The 20307-nt window shown below is 71.8% G+C and carries 17 protein-coding genes; 15 read left to right on the forward strand and 2 right to left on the reverse strand.

Annotation, left to right across the window (positions count from 1 at the left end):
- Nucleotides 1–49 precede the first annotated feature (49 nt).
- From ACIGXM_RS33000 to ACIGXM_RS33020, 5 genes are all read left to right on the forward strand, one after another.
- Entirely contained in the window at nt 50–1624 is a 1575-nt protein-coding gene (locus ACIGXM_RS33000) for a long-chain-fatty-acid--CoA ligase (RefSeq protein ID WP_396567466.1), read from the forward strand.
- Nucleotides 1625–1961: 337 nt separating this feature from the next.
- On the forward strand, nt 1962–3638 hold the full coding sequence (locus ACIGXM_RS33005; RefSeq protein ID WP_396567468.1) for an FAD-dependent oxidoreductase: 1677 nt from the start codon (nt 1962–1964) through the stop codon (nt 3636–3638).
- Nucleotides 3635–5095 (forward strand): ATP-binding protein, encoded by a 1461-nt coding sequence (locus ACIGXM_RS33010; RefSeq protein ID WP_396567470.1) that lies wholly within the window; start codon nt 3635–3637, stop codon nt 5093–5095. The genes ACIGXM_RS33005 and ACIGXM_RS33010 overlap by 4 nt, the downstream gene beginning before the upstream one ends.
- A complete protein-coding gene (locus tag ACIGXM_RS33015; RefSeq protein ID WP_396567472.1) occupies nt 5092–5442 on the forward strand; it encodes a UBP-type zinc finger domain-containing protein in 351 nt (116 codons plus the stop codon). Before ACIGXM_RS33010 ends, ACIGXM_RS33015 begins: the two co-directional genes overlap by 4 nt.
- Nucleotides 5443–5664: 222 nt before the next feature.
- A complete protein-coding gene (locus tag ACIGXM_RS33020; protein WP_396567474.1) occupies nt 5665–6426 on the forward strand; it encodes an SDR family oxidoreductase in 762 nt (253 codons plus the stop codon).
- A 90-nt stretch (nt 6427–6516) separates the two neighbouring features.
- Here ACIGXM_RS33020 and ACIGXM_RS33025 read toward each other — a convergent pair whose 3' ends face one another.
- Nucleotides 6517–7881 carry a hypothetical protein gene (locus ACIGXM_RS33025; protein ID WP_396567476.1) on the reverse strand — a complete coding sequence of 455 codons (1365 nt, stop codon included), beginning with the start codon at nt 7879–7881 and terminating at the stop codon, nt 6517–6519.
- A 225-nt stretch (nt 7882–8106) separates the two neighbouring features.
- Between ACIGXM_RS33025 and ACIGXM_RS33030 the strand changes: the two genes are divergently transcribed.
- From ACIGXM_RS33030 to ACIGXM_RS33060, 7 genes are all read left to right on the forward strand, one after another.
- On the forward strand, nt 8107–8535 hold the full coding sequence (locus ACIGXM_RS33030; RefSeq protein WP_396567478.1) for an ATP-binding protein: 429 nt from the start codon (nt 8107–8109) through the stop codon (nt 8533–8535).
- Complete coding sequence (locus tag ACIGXM_RS33035) at nt 8532–8714, forward strand: hypothetical protein (RefSeq protein ID WP_396567480.1); 183 nt, start codon at nt 8532–8534, stop codon at nt 8712–8714. Before ACIGXM_RS33030 ends, ACIGXM_RS33035 begins: the two co-directional genes overlap by 4 nt.
- 97 nt (nt 8715–8811) lie before the next feature.
- A complete protein-coding gene (locus tag ACIGXM_RS33040; RefSeq protein WP_396567482.1) occupies nt 8812–10728 on the forward strand; it encodes a nucleotidyltransferase domain-containing protein in 1917 nt (638 codons plus the stop codon).
- A complete protein-coding gene (locus ACIGXM_RS33045; RefSeq protein WP_396567484.1) occupies nt 10725–11852 on the forward strand; it encodes a hypothetical protein in 1128 nt (375 codons plus the stop codon). Before ACIGXM_RS33040 ends, ACIGXM_RS33045 begins: the two co-directional genes overlap by 4 nt.
- Nucleotides 11833–12624 carry an SDR family NAD(P)-dependent oxidoreductase gene (locus tag ACIGXM_RS33050; RefSeq protein ID WP_396567486.1) on the forward strand — a complete coding sequence of 264 codons (792 nt, stop codon included), beginning with the start codon at nt 11833–11835 and terminating at the stop codon, nt 12622–12624. The genes ACIGXM_RS33045 and ACIGXM_RS33050 overlap by 20 nt, the downstream gene beginning before the upstream one ends.
- Nucleotides 12625–12659: 35 nt before the next feature.
- Nucleotides 12660–13091: an NUDIX domain-containing protein gene (locus ACIGXM_RS33055; RefSeq protein ID WP_396567488.1), complete on the forward strand. Its 432-nt coding sequence runs from the start codon at nt 12660–12662 to the stop codon at nt 13089–13091.
- A gap of 281 nt (nt 13092–13372) precedes the next feature.
- Nucleotides 13373–13696 (forward strand): VOC family protein, encoded by a 324-nt coding sequence (locus ACIGXM_RS33060; RefSeq protein ID WP_396567582.1) that lies wholly within the window; start codon nt 13373–13375, stop codon nt 13694–13696.
- A gap of 21 nt (nt 13697–13717) precedes the next feature.
- On the opposite strand, the gene ACIGXM_RS33065 is transcribed toward ACIGXM_RS33060, so the two are convergent.
- Nucleotides 13718–14592 (reverse strand): IS5 family transposase gene (locus ACIGXM_RS33065; RefSeq protein WP_396567490.1). Its coding sequence is split into 2 segments (ribosomal slippage): nt 13718–14202 and nt 14202–14592, totalling 876 coding nucleotides; the frame shifts between segments, so codons are not numbered across the junction.
- A gap of 264 nt (nt 14593–14856) precedes the next feature.
- Between ACIGXM_RS33065 and ACIGXM_RS33070 the strand changes: the two genes are divergently transcribed.
- Genes ACIGXM_RS33070 through ACIGXM_RS33080 form a run of 3 tightly spaced genes read left to right on the forward strand, consistent with a single transcriptional unit; the run spans nt 14857 to nt 20238 of the window.
- Nucleotides 14857–15975: a BTAD domain-containing putative transcriptional regulator gene (locus ACIGXM_RS33070; RefSeq protein ID WP_396567492.1), complete on the forward strand. Its 1119-nt coding sequence runs from the start codon at nt 14857–14859 to the stop codon at nt 15973–15975.
- Nucleotides 15976–15980: 5 nt separating this feature from the next.
- Nucleotides 15981–18284 carry a TOMM precursor leader peptide-binding protein gene (locus tag ACIGXM_RS33075; protein WP_396567494.1) on the forward strand — a complete coding sequence of 768 codons (2304 nt, stop codon included), beginning with the start codon at nt 15981–15983 and terminating at the stop codon, nt 18282–18284.
- Entirely contained in the window at nt 18274–20238 is a 1965-nt protein-coding gene (locus ACIGXM_RS33080) for a TOMM precursor leader peptide-binding protein (RefSeq protein WP_396567496.1), read from the forward strand. The genes ACIGXM_RS33075 and ACIGXM_RS33080 overlap by 11 nt, the downstream gene beginning before the upstream one ends.
- Nucleotides 20239–20307: the final 69 nt, after the last annotated feature.

Below are 20307 nucleotides of genomic sequence, written 5' to 3' on the forward strand. Positions count from 1 at the left end.
TCGTGACAGCGGACGGACGACGTCCAGAGCATCGAGAGAAAGGCCTGTTGTGCGCTACTTTCCGGAACTCCGGACGCTGGCGGCGATCCCCTCCTTCCACGCCCGACACCGGCCGGGCGCCCGCGCGTTGGTCGTCCAGGACCGCACGGTCGGCTACGCGGAGCTGCACCGTGCGAGCAACCGGACCGCGCGGGCGCTGCGCACGGCCGGCGTGCTGCCCGGCGGCCGGGTGGCCTACCTGGGACGGGAGTCGGAGCACTACTACGACCTGCTGTTCGGCTGCGCGAAGAGCGGCGCGGTCCTGGTCCCCGTCAACTGGCGGCTGACGGCGGCCGAGGTCGGACACATCCTGCGGGACTCCACGGCGGTCCTGCTGTTCGTCGAGGACGACTTCCGGCAGGTCGCGGCGCAGGCGGCCGAGGGGCTGGCGCGGCCGCCGGAGGTGGTCGCGCTGGACGGCGTGGACGGACCGGGCACCGGGTTCCTGGCCTGGCGCGGCGCCGAGTCGGACGCCGACCTGGACGCGCGCGGCGGCCCGGACGACGAGGTGGTGCAGATCTACACCAGCGGGACCACCGGGCTGCCCAAGGGCGTGGTGCTGGCGAACCGCAGCTTCTTCGCCGTCCGGGACGCCCTGGCGGGAGCGGGGCTGGACTGGATCGACTGGCAGGACGGCGACGTGAGCCTGATCGCGGTGCCCGGGTTCCACATCGGCGGTCTGTGGTGGGCGGTCCAGGGGTTCAGCGCGGGCATCACCAATGTCGCGCTGCGGATGTTCGTGGCCGGCGACGCCCTGGAGGCCGTGCGGTCCCACCGGGTCAGCACCACCTGCATGGTGCCGTCGATGATCCGGATGCTGCTCGCCGAGCCGGGCGCGTCGAGCGCCGACTTCGCCGGCCTACGCAAGATCGTCTACGGTGGCTCACCCATCGCGACCGATCTGTTGGAGCTGTGTCTGAGCACGATCGGTTGCGAGCTCACCCAGATCTACGGGCTGACCGAGACCGGCAACACCGCCGTCTGCCTACCGCCGCGGGAACACGTGTCGGGCAGTCCGCGACTGCTGGCCGCCGGGCGGCCGTACCCGGGATTCGCGGTCAAGGTGGTCGACCACCGGGGCCGGGAGCTCCCGCCCGGAGCGAGCGGCGAGATCTGCGTCCGCACCCCCGGCCACATGATCGGGTACTGGCGGCTGCCCGAGGCCACCGCCGAGGCCCTGGAAGCCGGTTGGGTGCGAACCGGCGACGCCGGGTACCTCGACGCCGACGGCTACCTCTACCTGCGGGACCGGATCAAGGATGTCGTGATCGTCGCCGGCGAGAACGTCTACCCGGCCGAGATCGAGAACGCCCTCGCCGCTCATCCGGCCGTGCTCGACGCGGCGGTGATCGGCAAGCCGCACGAGCGGTGGGGCGAGGCCCTGCACGCCTTCGTCGTCGTCGAGGACCGGACCGCGGTGCGGCCGCGCGAGCTGATGACGTTTCTGCGGCACCGGCTGGCCGACTTCAAGATCCCGGCGAGCTACGAGTTCATCGACCAGGTGCCGCGCAATCCCAGCGGAAAGGTGCTCAGGCGTGAACTGCGCGAGCGCTTCTGGAGTTCGGCGGCCCGCCAGGTCAACTGAACGCGGACCGGACGACCCCGGGAGCAGGTCCGCGCGTCCTGGACGACGCACCGCGGATCGTGCCGGCCGACACCGCCCCGCCGGCCCTGTGCGGGGATCGACGGGCACGGCCCGTCCGCCTCCGGGGCACGGCCCGTCCGCCTCCGGGGCCCGGGCGTCCGGTCGGCGACGCGAGCCGGAACGGCATCGATCCGGGCCGGCGGGCGGGCCGGCCGGTGGATCCCGGCTTCGTAGCGGAGCCACCGGACCACTCATACAATGAGTAGCACCGGCGTACAGGTGTACACGGGCCGGCGACGCCAGGACGGGAAACCCGCCGGCCCGGGGCAGGAGACGCATGGCAGGGGCTGCCGAAGCGGCGCGGGCCGTCATCTTGACCGTGGACGACGACCCCGGAGTGTCCCGTGCCGTCGCCCGTGACCTGCGGCGACGCTACGGCGGGGCGTACCGGGTGGTGCGCGCGGAGTCCGGGGAGTCCGCACTGGACGCCCTGCGCGAGCTGAGGCTGCGGGGCGGCCTCGTGGCGGTGATCCTGGCCGACTACCGCATGCCGCAGATGAACGGCATCGAGTTCCTGGAGCAGGCCCTCGACGTGTATCCCGGCGCGCGGCGGGTGCTCCTCACCGCGTACGCGGACACCAGTGCGGCGATCGACGCGATCAACGTGGTCGACCTCGACCACTACCTCCTCAAGCCCTGGGACCCGCCGGAGGAGAAGCTCTATCCGGTCGTGGACGGTCTGCTGGAGACCTGGCGGCCCACCGATCGTCGGCCGGTGGCCATCACCAAGGTCGTCGGAAGCCGTTGGTCGGCCCGCTCGTCGGGCGTCCGGGAGTTCCTGGCCCGCAACGAGGTGCCGTACCGCTGGTACTCGTCCGACGAACCGGAGGGCCGGCAGCTGCTCTGTGCCGCCGGCCAGGACGGTTTGCGGCTCCCGTTGGTGATCACTCCGGACGGCACGGCACTGGTCGAGCCCGACGACCAGGACCTCGCCGCCCGGGTCGGCCTGGCGACGACTCCGTCGGCCCGGTTCTACGACCTCGCGATCATCGGGGGCGGTCCGGCCGGTCTGGGAGCGGCCGTGTACGGGGCGTCCGAGGGTCTGCGCACCGTCCTCGTGGAACGCTCCGCGACCGGGGGCCAGGCGGGCCAGAGCTCACGGATCGAGAACTACCTCGGCTTTCCGGACGGCGTCTCCGGGGCGCAGCTCACCGACCGGGCCCGGCGCCAGGCGGCGAAGTTCGGTGCCGAGGTGCTGACCGCGCGCGAGGTCACCGGGCTGGAGATCAACGGCGCGTCGCGCGTCGTCCGGTTCTCGGACGGCGCCACGGTCGCCGCGCACTCCGTGATCCTCGCGACCGGCGTGTCGTACCGGCAGCTCGAGGCGCCCGGCGTGGCCGAGCTGACCGGGTGCGGGGTGTTCTACGGCTCGGCGCTGACCGAGGCGGCCGCGTGTCAGGGCCACGACGTGTACATCGTCGGCGGGGCGAACTCCGCCGGCCAGGCCGCGCTCTACCTGGCCCGGGGCGCCAAGTCGGTCACCATCCTGGTGCGCGGACCCTCCCTGTCCGCCTCGATGTCCTACTACCTCGTCCAACAGGTCAAGGCCACGCCCACGATCTCGGTGCGCACCAACACGGTCGTCGAGGCCGCCCACGGGACGCGCCAACTGGAGCAGCTCACCCTGCGCGACACGGTGACCGGGGAGACGGAACTCGTCGACGCCCAGTGGATGTTCGTGTTCATCGGCGCGGCCCCGCTGACCGACTGGCTGGAGGGCACGGTGCTGCGGGACCGGCGCGGCTTCATCCTGACCGGTCCCGATCTGACCGCGGACGGGCGCCCGCCGCCCGATTGGGAGCTGGACCGGCCGCCGTACCACTTGGAGACCAACGTGCCCGGCGTCTTCGTGGCGGGAGACGCGCGCGCGGAGTCCGCCAAGCGTGTCGCGTCCGCCGTCGGGGAGGGAGCCATGGCCGTCATGCTCGTGCACCGGTACCTGGAACAGTCGTGAACGGGCGACCGATGCCGTGCCGGCAACAGGAGATCGGCACGCTGTTCCTGTTCGAGAAGCTGGCCCCCGACCAGATCGCGCGGCTGTGCCGCGACGGCCGGGTGGAGACCTTCGAACCCGGGCCCGTGTACCAGGAGGGTGACCCGGCCACCTGCTTCTACGTGCTGCTCGAAGGGGCCCTCGTCCTGTCACGCAGGATCGGCAACCTCGACGTGGAGGTCAACCGGAGCTCCAGCCGCGGTGTCTACGCGGGAGCCTTCCAGGCCTACCTGGGCGACCGCGTGGAGCAGGTCTACAACAACTCCCTGCGTGTCGTCGAGCCTTCGCGGTTCTTCGTGCTTCCCGCGGAGACCTTCGCCGCGATCATGCGCGAGTGGTTCCCGATGGCCGTGCACCTGCTGGAGGGGCTCTTCTTCGGCACCAAGAACACCCAGGAGGCCGTCGGCCAGCGAGAACGGCTGCTGGCTCTCGGGTCGCTGTCCGCGGGGCTGACCCACGAGCTCAACAACCCCGCCGCGGCGGCGGTGCGAGCGACGTCGGCGCTCCGGGAGCGGGTCGCCGGCATGCGCCACAAGCTCGGTGCGATCGCGACCGGTCCGTACCGGCGCGACAGCCTGGAGGCACTCATCGAGGTCCAGGAACGCACGGCCGAGCGCGTCGCCAAGGCCGCCGGCAACCTGAGTCCGCTCGAGGCCTCGGACCGGGAGGACGCCCTCGCCGACTGGCTGGAGGACCAGGGCATCGCGGACGGCTGGCAGATGGCGCCGACGTTCGTCCAGGCGGGCCTCGACACCGACTGGCTCGACCGGGTCGCGGCAGCCGTGGACGAGGGCGCCCTGGAAGGCGCCGTGCGATGGCTGAGCTACACGGTCGAGACCGAACTCCTGATGAACGAGATCGAGGACTCGACCGCCCGCATCTCGGCCCTCGTCACCGCGGCCAAACAGTACTCCCAACTCGACCGGGCGCCCTACCAGGTCGCCGACGTGAACGAACTGCTGGACAGCACGCTGCTGATGCTCTCCGGGAAGATCGGCCCCCACATCACCGTCGTCAAGGAGTACGACCGCACGCTGCCGAAGATCCCGGCCTACCCCGGCGAACTCAACCAGGTCTGGACGAACCTGATCGACAACGCCGTTTCGGCGATGAGGAGCATGGACACCCAAGGCACGTTGACGGTGCGCACCGCGCGGGACGACGGCCATCTCCTCGTCGAGTTCGGCGACACGGGGCCCGGGGTGCCCGCGGAGATCCGCGACCGCATCTTCGACCCGTTCTTCACCACGAAACCGGTGGGTGAGGGTACCGGCCTCGGCCTGGACATCTCGTGGCGCATCGTCGTCAACAAGCACCACGGTGACCTTCGGGTGCGCTCCGTCCCCGGCGACACCCGGTTCCAGGTGCGCCTCCCGCTGACCTCCACCGACTCCAACGCCCCCCAGGAGCCGTCATGAGTTCCCGGAACGGAATCGACCCCTCGGTCCCGCCGAGCGGTACCGGATGCCCCGAGTGCGACGCTGTCGACGGGTGGTGGTTCCACCTGCGACGCTGCGCGCTCTGCGGCCACATCGGCTGTTGCGACGACTCGCCGTCGAAACACGCGACCGCCCATGCCGAAGCCACCGGGCACCCGGTGATCCGCAGCTTCGAACCGGGCGAGAGCTGGTTCTGGAACTACGAGACCTCCGAGATGTACGCGTCGGGCCCGCGGCTGGCACCACCGGAGAGCCACCCCGCCGATCAGCCGACCCCCGGCCCCGCGGGGCGGGTACCGGCGGACTGGGCCGATCGCCTGGGTTAGCACCGCAACCGTGTTCGCTCCGCGATCGCGGTCGACGGCATCGTCGGGAACGCCCCAGCGGCCCGGGCGCTCCGCGACGGGGAGGCGTTCGTCGAGCAGGACCGGACCGGCGCACCGGCTCCGGGCGTCCACGGCACGGAGAACGGCGACGGTGGTGCCCACGACCCCGGAAGGCGATGCTGTAAGCCCATTGCGGCCCGCGCGATCGGACAGGAGGCAGTCGTGGACTTCGGACTGAAGGATCGGGTGTACATCGTCACCGGTGGCACCCGGGGGCTGGGCAGGGCCGCCGCCCGCGAACTGGTGGCGGACGGCGCGAGGGTGGTCGTCAGCGGTCGCAGCGAGCAGTCGGTGGCCACGGCTGAGGCGGAACTCGGCGGTCCGGGACGGGTGGTCGGTGTGGTGGCCGACAACGCCGACACCGACACCCCGGCCCGGCTGATCGGCGCGGCCCGCGACGCCTTCGAACGGCTGGACGGGGTGCTCATCAGCGTCGGCGGGCCGCCGGCGGGTACCTCGGACGACATCGACGACGACCAGTGGCGCACCGCCTTCGAGTCGGTCTTCCTCGGTGCGGTTCGGCTGTCCCGCGCCGTCGCGGCGGAGCTGGACGACGGAGGTGTCATCGGCTTCGTCCTCTCCAGCTCCGTGTACGAGCCGATTCCCGGCCTCGCGATCTCCAACGCCTTGCGGCCGGGCCTGGCCGGCTACGCGAAGAACCTCTCGAACGAGCTGGGTCCCCGGGGCATCCGCGTCGTCGGCCTCGTGCCCGCTCACATCGAGACCGACCGGGTGCGCGAACTCGACGCGCGGGCCGGCGACGCCGACGCCGCCCGCGCCCGTGCGACCGCCGACGTTCCCCTCCGCCGCTACGGAACCCCCGACGAGTTCGGCCGGAGCGCCGCTTTCCTGCTGTCGCCCGCCGCGTCGTACCTGACGGGCGTGATGCTGTCGATCGACGGGGGCGTGCGCAGGGGCTTCTAGGCGTTTGGGAATCCTGATGAAGACTGGCACTTGCCATCCATGCTTCCGGATCCTGGCGCCTACTCGTTTCGTAGCAGGACGTGGGCGCGGTCAGGTTAGGAAGATGGAGGCTCGCTCATCCAGTTCCTGGGCTGCGGAGACGCCGCGGCTCTTGAACTGGGCCAGGTTCTTGCGCATCTCCAGCACCGCGCGACGCGTCCGGACCGACTGGACGCCCGCCATACTGTCGAGCGCCCGGTTCCACGTGTCGCACGCCTGCTCGATGCCGCCGTCGGCCAGCTCCATCTTGGCCTGGGCGACCAGGTCGAGGGCCTTGATGCGGGCGTACGTCGTGGCCGGCCTGGTGGCTGCGGCTGCCGCGTAGTTCTCGGCGGCGCCCTTGCGGTCGCCGAGTCGGGCGAAGACCTTCGCGGAACGGGAGTTCACGGTGGCGCTGGCTGGGCCCCAGGAGCGGGCCCAGTACGGCATGTCGTCCAGGTCGGCGGTCTCCAGCAGGTCACGGGCCCGCTGGACCGCCAGCACGGCGGGGCGTCGCTGGTTGGTGGCGGCCAGGCCGTGGGCGTGGGTGATGGTGAACAGGGCCTCGGTGCCGGCATCCACCCGGCCGGCAACCCAGGTCAGCGCGGTGTCGGACAGTGCGAAGGTCTTGGAAGGGTGACGGAGCTTCATGCCCTGCTGGGCGAGGGTCCGCAGCACGAAGGCGTCGTGGCCCACGATCCCGGACTCGACGGCGAGGGCGTACGACTGGTGGTAGTAGCGCTGGGCGAGGCCCTGCTCTCCGGCGTCGTACGCCTTCCAACCGGCCAGGTGCACGCCGACGGCTGCCGCCGAGAGCATCTGCTGCCGGTCCTCGTGGGTGCGGAAGCTGCCCCGGCACAGCGCGGCCACGTCGGATCGCAGGTACTGGATCAGGGCGGAGCGTCCGTGTTGGCCGCCGTGGCGCTCGTCGATCTCGGTGAACATGCTGATCATGTCGCGGACGGCGACGACTTCGGCGGCACCGGCCACCGAGCCGCTGCGGACGGCAGCGGTGCGTTCGGCGCTCTCACGGACGTACTCCAGCGGCAGGTGGATCGCGGCGATCGAGTACGCCGAGGCAGCCAGGAACTTGCGACGGTCCAAATCAGCTCTCCATACCCGTGCGAGGACCCCCACCGGATCGGGGCCGATGGACAGCCCGAGGCCCGGGTCGGATTGTTCCACCGACCGTAGCCCGAGCTCGGTGGGGGTGTAGGGCCGTCCCGTCCTGCGGAACAGGGCCTCGCAGATGAAGGCCGGCGTGTCGCCCTCCGGGTCGGACCCCCGCAGCCACTTGTGAACCGTCGAGGGGTTCGTCCGCAGGTGCACGCCGACTTCGGCCGCCACCCGGACCACGCCTCGGGCGAGGGCCTCGAACGTCATCTCGGCGTCGACGATGGCTGCTTCGAGCTGGTGGTTCGTCACGGGCTGTGCCATGGCCTGTCCCTTCCTCGGCACCAGGGGGCGGTAAACACGGTAAAGAGAACCGGGCCTTCGCAGCAGGGTCTTGAGCGAAGGAAGGCCAGTTGACTTGGTGTCAGTCACTCGGAGTCGCGAGCCGTCACCGGTTCGGGGCAGCCGGGTGACTGTCTCTGACCGCTGCTGCCCGGATAGCCTCCGCTGTCCGAGGTTGGCAGCCTGGCGACCAGGAGCGAGCGACCCGTGACCCCGAATGTGTTGACCAGAGCAGAACGGCCCGTACGGCTCGCGGAAGCATCGCTGCCGTACCAGCTTCAGTCCGCCTCCGTGGCCCGCCGGTTGCTGCGCGACAAGCTCGCTGACTCGGACCTGGTCCACCTCGCCGACGATGCCGAGCTGGTTCTCACCGAACTGGTCTCCAACGCCGCGAAGACCGGCTGCCTGACCACGATGCAGGTCAGCGTCGCCCAGGTGACCAACCGAGTGGGCCGAGTCGTGCGCATCGCCGTACGGGACGGCTCCCGCACCCTGCCGGTCCTGGTCACCCCTGGCACGGGCGACGAGTCCGGCCGAGGGTTGATCTTGGTGGACCGCTTGGCTGTCGTCTGGGGCGTCGAGCTGGACGCCCGTGGCAAGACGGTGTGGGCCGACCTCTCCGTGGAGCGGGTGTGAGCGGCCGGCGCAGGGGCGAACACCGCGATCCCGTCGGTGCCGGCTTGACCGTGCTGTGGGCGCTCGACCACGCCGTTGTGCTCGGTCTCCTGCCGGTCTTGATCCAGCACGACGACGCGCCTGCCATGGACCGGGACTCGACCTCCGAGTCGGCTCCGGACACGCCGCCCGCCGCCTGACTCCTCGCTCTCCCAGGCCCCGACCGGAGAAGACCGATCCCCGGCCGGATCGCCCCATCACTCCAAGACGTACTGAGCACCCTCGTGGAGGAACCTCGTGTCTATCTCCCCTGAGCACGCCCCCACCCCGCCCACCACGATCGCCTTCAGCGGTCCCGACAACGTCGGCAAGACCAAGCAGATCGGGATCCTGGCCCGCCGCATCGGCCCGGCCGCCCGCACGACCGGCCCGCTCGACGACCACGACCCGCGCTGGAGCGGCATCAAGGCCATGGGCATGGGCACTTGGTGGTTCGAGCGCGGCCCCATCGAGGAGGTCGCCGACGTGCTGGCCAGCTCCTATCTGGAGCGCTCCCGCACGGCTGCTGCTGCTCCGGTGCGCCTGGTGGACCGGGGGATCCCGATGCTGGAGGCCTCCCTCGCCGCCACCATCGCGGTGCGCGAGCACACCGGTACCGAGCTGGCCGCTGACCGGGCCCGCGAGCTGCTGGCGCCCTTCGCCGCCGACCTGCGGGCAGCCGAAGCCATCGAGCACGGCATCGTGCTCCTGCACGACGACGACCCGGTGATCGGCACCGCCCGCAGCCTGTCCCACGAGCGGAGCGTCACCCCGACCTACGCGGGCTACCAGCGCCACCTGCACCAGCAGATCTACCGGCTGGTGCGCGAGGACAGGTGGGCGGAGATCATCGTGATCGGTGAGCGCCAGGTGATGGCCGTCCAGGACGAGATCCGGCGACGACTGCACCCGTTCACTCCCCTCGTGCCGCGGCGCGCCCTGCCCGGGGTGCGGGTGGTCGCGCTCGGCGGCATGTCGGAGAGCGGCAAGAGCACCGCGGGCGAGTACCTGCGGCTGCACCACGGCTACGGGCGCCTCAAGATCGGCCACCTGATCGAGGACGCCGCCAACCGGGCCGGCATCACCGACCCCTACGAGATCCCGGCCGTGGTGCGCGCCGAACTTTTGGTCGACGGCCTCGACCGGTTCTGCGCGGCCCACCACTTCCTCAACCGGGTGACCATCGAGTCCCTGCACGACCAGGAGGCGACCGCCGAGCTGCGGCGGATGCTCGGCAGCCAGTTGGCCATCGTCTACCTCGACACCGCCCCCGGCATCCGCGCCGAACGCGGCACCGCCGGACCCGAGGACGTGGTGCAGCGCGACACCGTCAAGGCCAGGCGCGGAGCCGCCGAGGTCGTCGCGCTCGCACACGAGGTGATCGACAACAACGGCAGCCGGCTGCACCTGGAACGGCGCCTGGACGGCATCGCGCTCGCCCACCGCTGGCTGCTGCGCGAGCCGAGCACCGCGCCGGTCAACGCCCTGGGCCTACCCGTCCACCTGGAGTCCTACCTGTCCGCGCTGCTGGGCATCACTACCGTCCAGCAGCCGCCGCTGATCGACCTCCTCGCGGTCACCGGCAGCGGAGCACGCGGAAAGTACCAGCACGGCTGGTCCGACCTGGACGTGTTCGTGGTCGCCGGCCAGGACAGCATCCCGTGCCTACGACAGGCCCTCGCCCGGTTGGAGGCCGACCTCGGCGGCGTCAAACTCGGCCTCACCGTGCTGACCCAGGACGAGTGCCGCACCGGCGCGGTCACCTCCCGCCTACTGCACGTCCTCGCCCTCATCGGCTCCGGCTCACTCGTCCCGCTGTGGTGCCGCCCAGGACTCGCGCTGCCCGCCCCCGACGCGGCCACCGACGTGGCCGCGAGCGTCGAGGCAGGCGTGCAGGCCGCCATCGAGATCCGCCGCCAGCTACTCAAGGGAGCCCCCGACCTACGGGCGCTGTACAAGATCACCGCACTGCTGGCCAAGGTGATGCTCCGGTTCGAGGGCACCGAGTGCGCCTCCGATGACGACGCGCTCGCTGTCCTCCTCGAACGCCGTCCCAGCGGGCACACCGACCTGCGCCACCAGGCGCGTGAGGACCGGGACGCGGCAGTGGAGCTGGCCAACACCGTCCTCGGCCACTGGCTGGCCACCCTCGCCCTGCCCACGAGCCGCACATGAGCACCCCGACGAGGCCGGTGCCGGTCTTCCGTAAGGTCCTCGACCCCGCCACCGCCGACGCCGAGGTCCGCGGGTGGCAGGCCGCCGCCCACGCACTGCCAGTCCCCGAGCTGCTGGGCCGCGTTCAGCTGTCCGGCAAGCACCTGGTCGCCTACGAGGACGTGTTCGCCAGCGGCCGGTGCACCATGCTGCTGGGCGACCTCATCGCCACCGCCGAGCGCGCCCCGAGCGCCGTGCCCCGGGTCACCACCCTGATCGACGCCGTGTGCGACAGCCTGCTGGACGCGGTGGCCGCCAGCGGCCGGCGAGCGCCGTTGGCAGCCTGTGTGCCCGGCCTCTACCTGGATCGCATCCAACCCGGCGGCCGGATCGACACCTGGTACCTGTCCGGCCGCCTGACCCTCCCCGCCCCGCGCACCGACGACCCACTGCCGCTGAGCGCCCTCACCGGCCACACCTTCGTGGTCAACGGCACCCCGCTGCGACTCGACCTTCCCACCGCAGTCCGAGAAGCCCGGGAAGCCCTCCACCCCGGCCACCACTGGCTCACCGCCCTCACCCAGGGGGACCCGACCGAGCCGAACATCGCCGACCCACTGTGCTGGCTCGACTTCGAGTACGCCGGCCGCAACGCCCTTGCCGGGGATATCGCTGTCCTGCTCTGGTACCTGCTGGGCATGGGCGGTTGGCTGGTGCCGACCTACCAGCCCGACGTCTACGCCCGCACCCTGCCGCTGCACCTATCGCCCGTCGCCACCCCGCACCTCCAGCACGCCGAACATGACGAGCGCCACCGCCGCCTGGAGATCAGGTACGCCTGGCCGGTCGGCCTCGGGCGCCAGGCGGCGATCACCCGCCTGCTGCAACGAATTCGAGCCGACCTCGCCCCGGCCGCCGGCCTCAACCCGGACCGCTTCCTCGCCCAGATCCGGCACTTCCTTACCTTGCGGATCCTCGGCGTCATCCCGCCCACTCGCCTCACCGGCCCCGACCTGCTCCTGCTGCTGGCCAAGCTCGCCGAGGCCCAGCACCCCGAGACGGTCAGCACGGTCTTCACCCACACCGACCCCCTGCCTGCCACCGGACCCGATGATTGGACCGACGATGACCACGCCCCTGCTTGAACTCCCCATCGCCGCACTGCCGCTCCAGGGCCGCGTGGCCTTGGTCACCGGCGGAGCCACCGGCATCGGAGCCGCGATCAGCCGCGCCCTGGCCGCCGCCGGAGCCGCCGTAGCCGTCAACCACCTCGCCCAGATCAACCGGGCCCGCACGGTGCTCGGCGACATCCGCCGTGAGGGCCGCACCGGCATCGAGGTCAGCGCCGACCTCACCGACCCGGACGCCGTGGCCATGCTGACCAGCCAGGTCGAATCCGAACTCGGCCCGATCGGGATCCTCGTCAACAACGCCGGCGCCTACCCCCGCATCCCATGGGACCAGCTCGGCGAGGATGACTGGGCCCGCGCCATCGAGGCCAACCTGACCATTCACTACCGGACTTGCCGTGCCGTCACCTCGGCCATGGCCGAACGTCGGTGGGGTCGCATCGTCAACATCGGCAGCGTCAACGCCCGCGCCGGACGCCCGGGACTGGCCGCCTACAGCACCGCCAAGGCCGGCCTGCTCGGCCTCACCAGGTCGCTGGCCAGGGAACTTGGACCGGCAGGGATCTGCGTGAACACTGTTCTGCCCGGGGCCATCCAGGTCGAGGCGGAGAACGACCTGCCCGCCCACCACCGTGCCCGACCGGAGGACCAGATCCGCCGCCAGTGCGTCCCGCGCCGAGGCCGACCCGAGGACGTCGCCGCCGCGGTCACGTTCCTCGCCAGCCCCAGCGCGTCCTTCGTCACCGGCCAGTCGTTGCACGTCGACGGGGGATGGCTCCTCCACTGACCAGCATCGCCACACCGCACAGGAAGCAGGCCACCATGATCAGGCGAGTCCGAGCCGTTCTCGTCACTCCGACCAACACCACGCTGCTGATCAAGCGCATCCGCCCCGGCATCGCCCCGTACTGGGTCATCGTCGGCGGCAAGGTCGACCCGACCGACGCCAGCCCCGAGGACGCCCTGCTCCGCGAAGTCCACGAGGAGATCGCCGGCGAGGCCCAGATCGTCAGCCTCCTCCACACCATCGAAACCGACGACGAGCGCCAGGACTTCTACCTCGCCACCATCGAGAGCTGGAACTTCGAGGACCGCACCGGCCCCGAGTTCAGCCAGGAGGGCCGGGGCGAGTACCTCCTGGAGGAGATCCCCCTCACTGCCGAGGCGCTCGACGTGATCAACCTCCTGCCCCAGGAGATCGCCACCGTCCTCCGAGGAGCCGTTGAGGGTGGAGAACTCCTCGCCACCCGGTGATCCGACACGGCAGCGGTCAGCCGGGCACCAGAAGGTGTCTGGCTGACCGCGTATGTTCTGCGGATGGATACCGCGTGTTGCCGCCTTGGCCAACATGGGCCAGGCCAGCGAGCGTCGGCAGCCAGCTGGTACCAGGACCTGCTGTGAAAGTGCTGGTCACAGCCACCCGAGTGCGTCGAAGGCAGTTTTCGACGGTCGTTGGCTGCAGTTCTGCGAACGGCTGGCGCTGATGATTGTCGGTGCTCGTGGTTAGGGTGACGATCACGAGTCTGGCAGCAGTGATGATTACCGTGGATTGTGCGGAACCGCAGGAGCTGGTCCAGTGGTGGGCCACGGCGTTGGGAGGCGAGATCGCCCAGGACCACGGCGACTTCGTCATCGTCAGAGCGCTGCCGCTGGCACTGGGTTTCCAGCGTGTGACCGAAGAGCGGCGGGGCAAGAACCGTGTACACGTCGACTTCGCTGCCGCGCCCGGCACGGGCCTGGCGGGAGAGGTGGAACGGCTGGTCGCTCTGGGTGCGAGCGTCGTCGGCGAGCACAGCAGTCCGGGCCTCACCTGGACTGTGCTGCAGGACCCGGCCGGCAACGAGTTCTGCGTCCACTGAGGAGCATTGCCACCGTGCTGGTCACAGCCACTCGTTGATGACTGCTACCAGCACGGTCGCCTCATAGCTGACAGCGAGCTTGTCATACCTCGTGGCCACAGCTCGATGGCGCTTGAGACGATTGATCCCGCACTCCACCGCGTGGCGCTCCTTGTAGTCGTCCTTGTCGAACTTCGGCGGGCGCCCGCCACGGGAGCCGAGCTTCCTGCGGTTGCGGAGTTGGTGGGCTTCCTCTGGGTTGGTGCATTCGATCCTGCATCGGCGCAGGTAGGAGCGATTTGCCCGGGAGCCGTAGGCTTTGTCGGCGCGGACCCTGTCGGGTGTGGTGCGGGGCCGTCCGGGGCCGGTGCGGGGCACGCGAATGCGTTCGAGAACGGGCTGGAACTGCGGGCTGTCGTGCCGGTGCCCGGCGGTGATCAGCAGTGACAATAGCTTCTGCCTCTGCTCGGTCGCAAAGTGGATCTTTGTAGTCAGACCGCCGCGGGAGCGTCCGAGCCCGTGATCGTCCGGCTAGGTGTCGATCCCGCCGGGAGGCTCGCGCTGCAGATCCCCTTTTTTCGCGCGCCAGCGGCGTGCTGGTGGGCGCGGCAGACGGTCGAGTCCACACTCACGTCCCAAGTGATCAGGCCCTGCGCGTCGGCCTGGACCTGCAGCTGTTCCAGGATCCGCTTCCAGGTGCCGTCGCGCTGCCACCGGCGGAACAAGTCGTAGCTCCGGTCCCAAGGGCCGTACCGCTCAGGGACGTCCCGCCACGGCGTGCCCGCCCGGGTCCGCCACCGTATCCCGTCGATCAGCTGCCGACGCGTCCACGTCCGCGGCCTCCCCGTCTTCCTCCCCACTGGCAGCAACGGCTCCGGTCGAGCCCACTGCCGGCCTGTCAGATCCCCTCGCGCCACACCATGATCGCCTCAAGTCAAGATCCACTTTCGCAACAGACCCTAGAAGACTGACGACGATGTCGGGTTCCGGCCCCGCCGAGAGCGGCGGGGCCGGCCTGTTGCCCGTGGTGTTGGGGAGACGGACCGGGGGACGATGATCCGTTCCGCAATGTTCACTCAAATACTGTCTCCCATCGTTGACTTGATCGAATACCAGCCGTACGTTCGGGCGGGCGTGGTCCACGGGGCTCGTGGACGCGATGATCGGAGGGGTGCGTGGGCGTGGTCGAGACCGTGCAGGGTGGCGAGTCCACCCGGTTCACCGTTCTCGGACTGCTGGCCATCGCGGACCGTCGGGAGACCGCGGTGCTCCAGCCCTCCAAACCGGCGACGCTGCTTGCCGCACTGCTGGTCCGCCCCAACTCGGTGGTGTCGGTCGAGGCGTTGCAGCGCGCCATCTGGGGCGAGGAGACCCCGGCGACGGCGAAGGCGGCGCTGCACTCCTGTGTCCTGCGGCTGCGCAGGCTCTTCGCCAAGTACGGCGTCTCCGGCAGCACCATCGAGGCGCTGCCCGGCGGATACCGGATGGCCGCCGACGCCGCCACCCTCGACCTGCTGGAGTTCCGCGAGCTGCTCGGACGGGCGGACCGGGCCGCCGACTGCGAAGCTGAACTCCCGTTGCTCCGCTCGGCGTTGACGCTCTGGCAGCCTCCCGTCCTCGGCAACGTCCACTCCGACGCGCTGCACCACGAGGAGGTGCCCCGGCTCGCCGAGGAGTGGCTCAGAACCGCCGAACGGATCTACGACATCGAACTCGCCCTGGGGCACTGTCGCGAGGTACTGGCCGAACTCTGGTCGGTCGCCAGATCGCACCCGGTACACGAGCGCTTCTGGGAGCAGCTCATCGAGGCCCTGTACCGGACCGGCCGTCGCGCGGAGGCGCTCGCCGAGTACCGCCGGGTTCGCGACCACCTGCTCGACGAGCTCGGAGTCGACCCGGGACCCGCCCTGCAACGTCTGCAGATCGCCGTCCTGCGTGGTGAACCGCTGCCGGACGGGACATCCGCCGCCGGTCTCCGGCGCGCCGCCCCGATCGGGCGGGGGCTCGCGTTCGACCCCGGCCCCGATTCCGCCCCGGCCACCGATCCCGTCACGTCCACGACGGCCGGATCCGCCACCGGGGAACTGGTGCTGGCGAGCCTGGTACAGGCCGGACTCCTGGCGGAGGGGCCCCCCGGGCACTACCGCATGCACGAGCTGCTCCAGGCCTTCACCCGTGCGGCATCGGGCAGTTGGGCCCGCGCGCCGGTGGAGTCTCGCACCACCAGGACCAGTGGCTCCGCCGACGGAGCCCCCGCCCTGCGGCAGTCAGCCGCCCCGTTGCGTACCACCGAGGTGTGAGGGACATGGCCCCGTACGAGGAGATCGCCGACAGCCGGCCGCGGATCCGGCGCGACGTGCTGTACACCCGGACACCCACCGGGGTGCTCTTCCACAACGCCCACGGCGGATTCAGCCTCACCACCAAGGACGCGTACCGCTTCGCCTCCCTGATCGTGCCGCACCTCAACGGACGGCACAGCGTGGCGGAGCTCTGCCAGGGACTCGGCGAGACGCAACGCAGCATGGTCACCGAGCTGGTCCGCGCCCTCTACCACCGCGGATTCGCCCGCGACGCGGGGCCCGAACCCGACCCCGGTCCGCTGCTCTCCCCCGAGGTCACCACACGCTTCGGCCCGCAGATCGCGTACGTCGACCACTACGTGGGCGAGGCCGCGGAACGCTTCCGGCGCTTCCGGGAGAGCCGGGTCGCCGTCGTCGGCGAGGACGAACTCGCCCGCTGGTGCGTCCTCAGCCTGATCCGCAACGGCTGTGCGACGGTCGGCGTGCTGCCCGGCCTGGCCGAGCTCGACGGCTTCGCGGAGATCGAAGCCGAGACGGCCGCCGTCGCCGGGGCCGGCTGCCCGGTGACCGTCAGCACCCTGCCGACCGGTTCCCCGGACGCTCCCCCACGGGCCGGTGCCGCGGACCTCGGCCCGGGCTGGGCGGAGCTCGACGGGTTCGACGTGGTGCTGGTGACCGGACCGGCCGCCCCACGACGGACCGTCCGCCTGCTGGACGCGGGGGTTCCGGCCGGTCGCCGGCTGCTGCCGGCCTGGACGATCGGCGGCAGCGCGGTGATCGGTCCGCTGATGTCCCAGGACCGTGCCGGCTGCTGGGTGTGCGCGGCGCTGCGCCTGGGCGCCAACGCCTTCCCGGACCACGCGGCCGAACTGTGGAGCGCCCTCGCCCCGCTCGCGCCGCTGACCGCGGGCGATCCGGCACCCAGCCGCCCGCTCGCCGCGATGCTCGGCAACCTGCTCGGCTACGAGGTCTTCCGGCTCACCACCGGTGCGCTGCCGGCCGAGACCGACGGCCGCCTGCTCGTGCAGGACCTGGACTCGCTGGACGTCGTCGGCGAGCCGCTGCTGCCGCACCCGCGCTGCCCGCGCTGCGCCGCGCCGTCGGCCGCCGGCGAACCCGACCCGGTCGCCGCCGTGGACGTCACCGGCATCGAGCTCGCGGCAGCGGACCCGGCCGACCTGCCGCCGGCCGACGGCGCGGCGGAAGAGGAGGCGGCCGAGGCGGCCCTGGCCGAGCTGGACGCCCGCGCGGTCCTGGTCGGCCGCCACGCCGGGGTGTTCGGCAGCTTCGCCGACGACGCCTGGCAGCAGACCCCGCTGAAGGTCAGCACGGTGAGCCTGCACCTCGGCCCCGGCGCACGCCGGGAGATCTCGGCCTCCGACCTGCACCACGTGGCGGGGGCGCGGTTGCGCGCGCTGTACCGGGCGGCCGAGGTCTACACCGAGCACGTGGTCCCGCCCGCCGTGGCCGGTCGCGGCGCGGACGGGCGGAGGATCCGTCCGGAGTCGCTGAGCACCGCCAGCGGCCTGCCGGCCGGTGCGGTCCCGGACTGGTGCCCGGCGACCTCGTTGCTGACCGGCGAGCGGTTGCTGGTACCCGCCGCCGCGCTGCGCACCTTCGGTCCGCACAACCGAGACCGGGCCTTCGAGGCCACCGCAGCCGGTACCGGCGCGGGTGGCTCGCTCGCCGAGGCGACCGCGCGCGGCCTGCGCACCGCGCTCGGGTACGACGCGCTGCGCGCCGCGCTGCGCGGCAGGACCGAGCCGGCCGCCGTACCGGCGGAGCTGCTCCGGCGGGACGTCGAACTCACCTTCCTCGCCCGCTCGGCCGAGAACCTCGGCCTGGCGCTGGAACTGCTCCGGCTCGGCGACGAGGACGAGCCGCTGCCGGTGGTGCTGGCGCGGGCCACCGACCCGGGGACGGACCGGTACCGCTGGACGCTCGGCAGCGGCCTCGGCCTTCGGCAGGCCGTGCTGGAGGCGGTACGGGACCTCCTCGGCGCGGCCCAGCTGGACCGCGACCCGGCCGCCGGCACCGCCCCGGCCCCCGGTACGGACCCGGTCCCCGGCGCGCCGGCCGATCCGGGCGACCCGCTGATCGGCGACCTGGACCCGGCCGTGCTGACCGTCGCCGGCGGTACGACGGCCGGCCCTGGTGCCGACCTCGACTGGCCACAGGTGCTGAAGCGGCTCCGGGCCGACGGGAGGGACGTCCTGGTGGCCCCGACCGGCTCGGCCGATCTGCGCGCGGGCCGGGTCGAGGTGGTCAAGGTCCTGCTCGCCGACGGGTCGTCGGATGCGTGCTGACGTCCGCCCCGGCCCGTCCGGCCCGGTCGGCACGGCCTACGCCGGCCCGTGGGCGGAGGCCCTCGGCGCGCTGGCGCACGAGCTGACGGCACGTCAGGTTCCCCCGGTCGAGCTGGCGGTGCTCGGCGTCCGGGACGAACTCGCGGTGGACGGGAGCGCACCGGGCGCGGGCCGGGCCGGGTCCGTGCACCTCTACGGTCACCACGCGATCGTCGGCCCGGGCGACCCGACCGGGACCGGCGGGTCGGCGTCGCCCTGCCCGCGCTGTCTGGCCCGGCGCTGGCAGGCGGTCCGCTCGGGGCCGCTGCGCGACGCGCTGGAACTGGGCGGCGACACCAGGGCGGTGGGCAGCCCGCCGTGGGCGGTGCCGTTCCTCGCCGACGCGCTGGCCGCGCTGCTGGCGGCCCGCGCGGAACGCGGCCGGAGCCCGGGGGCCGGGGGTGAGGGCGGAGGTGCGGAGCGATCGCGTGCCATCCACCTCCTCGACCTGGAGACGCTGCGGGTCAGCGGCTTTCCGCTGCTCCCGGACGCGGAGTGCCCCCGGTGCGACCTGCGCACCGAGGACAGTGCCGAGTCCGCCAGGATCGAGCCGGTGAGCAGGCCGAAACGGGCGCGCGAGGTCTTCCGGCAGCGCGCGATCGAGGAGTACCGGCTGTCACCGGCGGCGTTCGTCAATCCCGTGGCCGGGATGCTGGGCCCCTCGGTGGTCCCCGATCTGGTGTCCACCTCGACCTCCACCACGGTCGGCTGCTTCACCATGCGCTCCGGCGACTACCTGCGGGAGTGCTTCTGGGGCGGCCACACCGCCGCCTACCGGACCAGCACCGAGGTCGGTCTGCTGGAGGGGCTGGAGCGGTTCGCCGGGATGCGGGCGCGCGGCAAGCGGACCACGGTGGTCGCCGCGTTCGACGAGCTCGGCGACCGGGCGCTCGATCCCCGGGTCTGCGGTCTCTACCCGGCGGAGTTCCACCGGCGCGAGCCGGGTGTCCGGCCGTTCTCGCCGACCCGGCCGATCCCGTGGGTCTGGGGCTGGTCGCTGCGCGACGACCGGGCCGTGCTGGTCCCCGAGATCCTGACGTACTACCACGCGCCCGGCGGGGTGGAGAATCGTTTCGTCCAGGAGAGCTCCAACGGCTGCGCCTCCGGCGGCTGCCTGGAGGAGGCGATCTACCACGGGCTGATGGAGGCGATCGAGCGGGACGCCTTCCTGCTCGCCTGGTACGGCAGGCTCACGCTGCCCGAACTCGACGCCGCCACCAGCGCCAGGCCCGAAACCCGGGCAGTGGTGGACCGGTTGGAGATGTACGGCTACCGGGCGCGCTTCTTCGACACCCGGATCGGCTTCCCGATCCCGGTGGTGACCGCCGTCGCGGAGCGGATCGACGGCGGGCCGGGCCGGCTCTGCTTCGGCGCCGGCGCGAGCCTGGACCCGGAGACGGCGCTCTGGGCCGGACTGTGCGAGATCGCCACCGACGCGGTCAACCTGCGCCGCCGCACCGCCCGGGAGGAGCGGAGACTGCGGGCGATGGCCGAGGACTTCGACCAGGTGCGGGTGCTGCACGACCATCCGCTGCTGTACGGACTGCCCGAGATGGCCCGGTACGCCGACTTCCTGCTGCGGGACGGCGGCGCGCCGGCCCCGCTGCGCCGGCTCGCCGCCGGGTCGCTCGGGCCGTCCGACGACCTCCGCGAGGACCTGCGGCGCTGCGTCGCCGCGGTGACCGCGGCCGGTTTCGACGTCGTCGTGGTCGACCAGACCATGCCCGAGCAGCGCGGGCTGGGCCTGAGTACCGTCAGCGTGCTCGTTCCCGGTCTGCTGCCGATCGACTTCGGCTGGCGCCGCCAGCGGGCCCTGACCATGCCCCGGCTGCGGACCGCGCCCCGCGAGGCCGGTCTGCGCGAGCGCGACCTGCGGGCGGACGAGCTCAACCCCGCGCCGCACCCCTTCCCTTGAGTTCCCTTGACTTCACCCCCGGGCCTTTCCCGAGGCCCCGCGCAGTCGGAACACGAGACGTACCAGAGA

It is taken from the genome of Kitasatospora sp. NPDC052896 (genome assembly GCF_044547075.1).
Classification (GTDB): Bacteria; Actinomycetota; Actinomycetes; order Streptomycetales; family Streptomycetaceae; genus Kitasatospora.